This window comes from Aquabacterium sp. UBA2148, from assembly GCF_002328915.1.
GTDB lineage: Bacteria > Pseudomonadota > Gammaproteobacteria > Burkholderiales > Burkholderiaceae_C > Aquabacterium > Aquabacterium parvum.
The window spans coordinates 1-5,331 of the sequence record NZ_DCXA01000220.1 but is presented as its reverse complement, the minus strand read 5'-3'; the positions used below and the strand labels follow the sequence as shown (position 1 = coordinate 5,331).

General features: G+C 64.8%; 5 protein-coding genes, 2 tRNA genes and 1 pseudogene. 1 reads left to right on the top strand and 7 read right to left on the bottom strand.

Annotated features, from left to right (window positions below; genetic code table 11):
- From B2W70_RS12440 to B2W70_RS12430, 3 genes are all read right to left on the bottom strand, one after another.
- The coding region (locus B2W70_RS12440; RefSeq protein ID WP_286746104.1) for an MCP four helix bundle domain-containing protein at nucleotides 1–1,131 on the bottom strand (1,131 nt) is incomplete at its 3' end.
- Between the two features lie 137 nt (nucleotides 1,132–1,268).
- Nucleotides 1,269–1,344 (bottom strand) — tRNA-His (locus B2W70_RS12435).
- 40 nt (nucleotides 1,345–1,384) lie between these two features.
- Complete coding sequence (locus B2W70_RS12430) at nucleotides 1,385–3,322, bottom strand: SurA N-terminal domain-containing protein (RefSeq protein WP_286746103.1); 1,938 nt, start codon at nucleotides 3,320–3,322, stop codon at nucleotides 1,385–1,387.
- A 319-nt stretch (nucleotides 3,323–3,641) separates the two neighbouring features.
- Here B2W70_RS12430 and B2W70_RS12425 point away from each other — a divergent pair, with 319 nt between their 5' ends.
- Nucleotides 3,642–3,842, top strand: a complete 201-nt coding sequence (locus B2W70_RS12425) for a hypothetical protein (RefSeq protein WP_058087763.1) — start codon at nucleotides 3,642–3,644, stop codon at nucleotides 3,840–3,842.
- Between the two features lie 78 nt (nucleotides 3,843–3,920).
- On the opposite strand, the gene B2W70_RS12420 is transcribed toward B2W70_RS12425, so the two are convergent.
- The 4 genes and pseudogenes from B2W70_RS12420 to B2W70_RS12405 all read right to left on the bottom strand — a co-directional run.
- Nucleotides 3,921–3,996, bottom strand: a tRNA-Val gene (locus tag B2W70_RS12420).
- Nucleotides 3,997–4,035: 39 nt separating this feature from the next.
- Complete coding sequence (locus B2W70_RS12415) at nucleotides 4,036–4,308, bottom strand: HU family DNA-binding protein (protein WP_058087762.1); 273 nt, start codon at nucleotides 4,306–4,308, stop codon at nucleotides 4,036–4,038.
- Between the two features lie 124 nt (nucleotides 4,309–4,432).
- Complete coding sequence (pgsA, locus tag B2W70_RS12410) at nucleotides 4,433–4,999, bottom strand: CDP-diacylglycerol--glycerol-3-phosphate 3-phosphatidyltransferase (RefSeq protein ID WP_286746102.1); 567 nt, start codon at nucleotides 4,997–4,999, stop codon at nucleotides 4,433–4,435.
- A 25-nt stretch (nucleotides 5,000–5,024) separates the two neighbouring features.
- Nucleotides 5,025–5,331, bottom strand: a pseudogene (locus B2W70_RS12405) (hypothetical protein); the annotation flags it as partial.

The window sequence follows — 5,331 nt, the reverse complement described above, 5'->3', positions numbered from 1 at the left end:
GATGTTGGTCTGGAACGCGATGCCATCGATCGTGCCGATGATGTCGCCAATGCGACGGGAGCTGCCGCTGATCTCCTCCATCGTCGAGACCACCTGTGACACCACCGAGCCGCCGCGTTGCGCCACCTCGGCCGCAGAGCTGGCCAGCTGGTTGGCCGTGGCGGCCGAATCGGCCGTCTGCCTGACGGTGCCGGTGAGCTGCATCATCGACGCGGCGGCCTCTTGCAGGCTCGACGCCGTCTGCTCGGTGCGTGAAGACAGGTCCATGTTGCCCGTGGCGATTTCCGCGCTGGCCACGCTGATGCTGTCGGTCGACAGGCGCACGCTGCGCACCAGGTTCTGCAAAGCGCCCTGCATGCTCGCCAGTGAATGGAGCAGGCGCCCTGTTTCGTCTTGGCTGTGCACCTCGATGCGGCTGCTCAAATCGAATCGCGCAATGGCCTCGGCCACGTCGACCGCCTGACGCAGCGGCTGCGTGATCGAGCGCGCCAGCCAGACCGACAGCCCGACCCCCGCCAGCAGCGCCGACAGCGCAAAAGCCAGCAAGGCCCAGCGGGCGTGCCGGTTGTCGGCCTCCACACGCAGGGCTGCTTCGTCTAGCTGGGTGCGCTCGTGCTGCATCACCGCCTTCATGGCGTCCTGGAAAGCGACGGCCGCAGGCTGAAACTCCTGCTCGAAGATGCCCTTGGCCCGATCGACCTCACCGGCCTTCTTGGCCGACGAGACCGCATCGCGCGTGCTCAGGTAACGCTTTCGGGCCTCCGACAGGTTATCAAACAGCTTGCGCGCCTCGTCACCCTGCAGCAAACCTTCCAGCTGCTTTTGGTACTCGGTCGACTGCTTGGTGGACTCGGCAGCCGACGCTGCGAAGAACTGCGCCAGCGACGAGTCGGTGCTGACCGCGATGGCGCTCGTGCGGTTGACCCCGTTGGTGATGTTGCGATACCAGTCGGAAGCCACCCGCTCTGCCACCAGCGAACGCTGCAACATGACCTCGGTGTCGGCCGCGATGCGGTTGAGCGACACATAGCCGATGCCCGCACCAACAAACGTGAGCGCAAGCACCAGCCCCAGCACCATGGCCATGCGCTGCCCGATGGAACTGCCGGCTTTTGAAGTCACTTGCGTCATGCGCGCCACCTGTCAAACGGTCGAAGAACCCCTCGGGTATCAGCGTTTGAAGCACCAGGTTGAGGCGCGAGACGTCAAGTCCGAAAACAAAAACGCCTGACTTCTTTCGAAATCAGGCGTTTGCGTTCGATGTCTGGTGGGGTGGCTGATGGGACTCGAACCCACGACAACCAGAATCACAATCTGGGACTCTACCAACTGAGCTACAGCCACCGCAGCGAAGACATAAATTATAGCCTGCTTTTCAAGGCTGTCACGAAGCGCTTGCCGCTTTTTGTTGTTCAGGCGCCTTGTCCATCACCTTCTTGCCTTCGTGCAGGAACTCGACCTTGTGCTGGCGCTTGAGCGCGCGGTAGTAAGCATCGGCCTCGGCGCGGCCCCAGTAGCCACCAAACTGGTTCTGCGTTTCCTTGATTTCCTGCTCGGAAATCGACAGCGGCAGCACCTTGTTGACCTTGATCAGGGCCACGCCCTCGGCGCCCATGTCCACCACCGACCAGCCAGGCAGCTGGTTGGCGGGCACGCGCAGGGCGGCCTCCAGCACCATCGGCGGCTGGTTGAACACGGTGCGACGCGACATCTCAACCGGCGCGGGCAGGCCCGACTTCTCGGGGGACTGCTTCCACTCGGCCATCTTGCGCTCGGCATCGGCCTTGGCGGCCTTGCGGGCCTCTTGCGCCACCCAACGGTCGCGCAGCTCGGCCTTGACCTCGTCAAAGGCCCGGTTCGCCGCCGCGTGGTGCTTGACCACGCGCGCCGACACCAGCTTGTTCGTGCCCACTTCAACGGCCTCGGTGTTGCGGGCCTTGGCGCGGTTTTCAGCATCGAACAGGGCATCGAGCAGGCGACGGTTGCCCAGCACGCCCTGGTCCTTGGTGCCCGGCTCGCGCAGCACGTCGCGCGCGGTCTGCACGCTGAGCTTGAGCTCGTCGGCCACCGGCTTGAGGCTGTCCGCCTGCTCGTAGACACCGTTGGTGAAGCGCTCGGCGGCCTCGGCGTACTGGCGCTGGGCCAGTTGCTTGCGGGCTTCGTCTTCGATCTGGGCGCGCACGGCCTCAAAGGGCTGCGCCTGGCCGCCGCGCACGTCGGTCAGCAAGATGATGTGGTAGCCGAACTCGGTTTCGACGATGCCGCTGACCTCGCCCTTCTTGAGCTTGAACGCCGTCTCGTCAAAGGCCTTGACCATGGCACCGCGGCCAAAGAAGTCGAGGTCGCCACCGGCCACGGCCGAGCCCGGGTCATCGGAGTTCTTGCGTGCCAACTCGGCAAACAAGGAAGGGTTCTGCTTGAGCTGTGCCAGCAGGCCCTCGGCCTTGGTGCGGGCAGCCTTCTTCTGGTCGCCCGAGGCACCGGATTCGGTCTTGATCAGGATGTGGCTGGCACGGCGCTCTTCGGGCGTGCTGTAGCGGGCCAGGTTCTCCTGGTAGCTGCGGCGCAGTTCTTCTTCGCTGACGCTCACGCGCTGCTTGAGGGCATCCAGGTCGAGCACCAGGTACTCGACGTCGGCGCGCTCGGGCGAAGCCAGCCAGGCGGCGTTGGCAGGGTCCTTGTAGAAGGCCTGCAATTGGGCATCCGTCGGGTTGAGCTGGGCGGCGTAGGCCTTGGGGTCGAGCTTCATCCACTGCACTTCGCGCACCTGGAACAAGGCGTCCACGGCGTGGCGGTTGGCGGTCAGCGAGGTCTGGCCGGTGGCCTGCACGCTGCCCAGCACCTGGCCCAGCACCAGCTCCTGGCGAACCATGCCTTCGAGGCGCTGCATGGTCAGGCCCTGGGCTTCCAGCAGCTGCTTGTTGAACGTGCCGTCCGGGTTGAACAGGGCGGCGAAGCGCGGATCGGTGGTGAAACTGCGCAGCAGGCGGGCATCGGTCACGCCCAGGTGCTGGTCGGCAGCCGCAGCGGCCAGCACGTACTGGCGCACCAGGGCTTCGAGCGACTGCTTGCGGAACTCGGGGGTGTCAAACAGCTTGGGGTCGACACCTGGCTGCTGCTCGCGCACGCGGTCCACGAAGTTGCGGTGAGCGTTGTCCCACTCGGCCTGCGTGATCGATTGCTTGCCCACCTTGGCAACGATGTCGGCCTCGTCCCCGAAGCGCGAATAGCCCTGGATGCCGAAGACCACGAAGGACGGCAGGATGAGGATCACCAGGATGAGCTGGAGGATGCGGGTGTTCTTGCGGACGAAATCGAACATGACGGAACCGGGCAAGGCGTCAGCCACAAGGGCTGCGCGGGACGGCCGAGGCCAATGGAACAAAGGCGAACCCAGGTTCGCCTTGATGTGACACGCCGCCCAAAAACCTTTCGAAATCAACAACTTGCATGAATTGCAAGGTGCTCATCGGCGGGTTTGGACAGGGTGCGCGGCCATTCTAACCACGAATCTCCGCCCCCCTTGGGAGCCCCGTTGCAGGAAAACCCGGTCGATTTGCTTGGCGGCTGTCATCCGAAGCCCCCCATGCCGCGTTAAGCAAAGTGAAGGGGCACCAAGGAATGCCCCGTCAAGGACCGAGATGCCCAAATCCACCCCCCAGCCCCGCGTGGGCGAAACCAGCCGCAACCTGCCGTCGCCCGCGCTGTTGGCGGCACGGCCGCTGCAAGCCACCGCCGGCAAACCTGCCGTCAACCTGCGCGACGCCCGCTCTCGCGACGAATGCCATTGCGACGACGGCCCCGAGCGCCTGTCGCCCCGCGCCGCCCGCAACCGCTGGTGAGCCACGCGCCCTGGACGGCCGCGCCAGGGCAACAAAAAAGCACGCCACCTGGGCGTGCTTGCATGTCAGCTGTCGGGGTGGTGGGTGCTGAGGGGCTCGAACCCCCGACCTACGCCTTGTAAGGGCGCCGCTCTACCAACTGAGCTAAGCACCCGACAACGGGCGCCATCATAAGTCATGCAGAGCCCAGGCCTCAGGACAGCGCGTCGCGCAAAGCCTTGCCGGGACGGAATTTAGGCGTGCGCGACTTGCGTATCTGGATGACCGCGCCCGTGCGGGGGTTGCGCCCCTCCCGGGCGGCCCGGGTGCTCACAGCAAAGGTGCCAAAGCCCGCCAGGGTCACGGAGTCTCCGCGCTGCAAAGTGCCGCACACCCCACCGATGAATGCGTCAACGGCCCGGCCGGCTGCCGCTTTGGAGATGTCCGCCTGCGTGGCGATGTGTTCGATGAGCTCTGCCTTGTTCACTTGCGGTCCCCTGACGTCCAACGCACCTTGCTGTCGGCCATTCTAGGAGCCGGAAACCGGACCGCGACAGGGGGATCGGACGGGGACTTGTTCGCTTGACAGCGCGCCAGAGCCCCTGCGCCTATCACTTCACTTTGTCGCGGATGGCGGGCAGCGCCTTTTGCAGGTAATAAACCATCGACCAGATGGTCAGTGCGCAGGCGATGTAGATCAGCCAGGTGCCCAGGAAACGGGTGTGCACGCCAGGCAGCACCTCGCCGTCGAACAGCAGCAGCACGATGGCGGCCATCTGGGAAGCGGTCTTGAGCTTGCCCAGCATGTGCACGGCCACGCTGCGCGAGGCACCGATCGAGGCCATCCACTCGCGCAAGGCCGAGATCGCGATCTCCCGGCCGATGATGATCAGCGCCACCAGGGTTTCGACCCGATGCAGTTCCAGAAGCACCAGCAGCGAGGCGCAAACCAGGAACTTGTCTGCCACCGGGTCGAGGAAGGCGCCGAAAGCGGACGTCTGGTTCAGACGCCGGGCCAGCCAGCCATCAAGCCAGTCGGTCAGGGCCACCACGATGAACAGCACGCTGGCGGCGAGGTTGACCTCGTTTGGCGGCCAGGGCATGTAGAACAGGCCAACGATCAGCGGGATGGCGACGATGCGCGCCCAGGTCAGCAAGGTGGGGAGGTTCAGGAACATATGCGGCCATTGTGCCGTGATCCGATCAGCTCCCTGCCCGGTCCAGCGTCATCGGCTTGAACTTGCGGTCTTCCTTGAACAGGAAGGTCTCGTTGAACTTCCAGGGTTTGGGCAGCTTCGAGACGTCGCCATAGGGGGCTGCACGGTGGATGGCCTGGGTCGCCAACTGCACCGTGTCCTTGGCCTGGCTGGGGTGTCGCATGACGCTGATCTGGCGCACGCTGCCGTCGGCGTTGAGCTCGATCGTCATGACCGGGATGGCCAGCAACATGAAGGGCGGCTTGCCCATGTAGCTGCCGTCCGGGTTGGTCGCCACAAGCCGTTCAGCGGCC

Coding starts and splice junctions, on each gene's coding strand:
- B2W70_RS12430 (WP_286746103.1), bottom strand. CDS start 3,322: ATGTTCGATTTCGTCCGCAAGAACACCCGCATCCTCCAGCTCATCCTG.
- B2W70_RS12425 (WP_058087763.1), top strand. CDS start 3,642: ATGCCCAAATCCACCCCCCAGCCCCGCGTGGGCGAAACCAGCCGCAAC.
- pgsA (WP_286746102.1), bottom strand. CDS start 4,999: ATGTTCCTGAACCTCCCCACCTTGCTGACCTGGGCGCGCATCGTCGCC.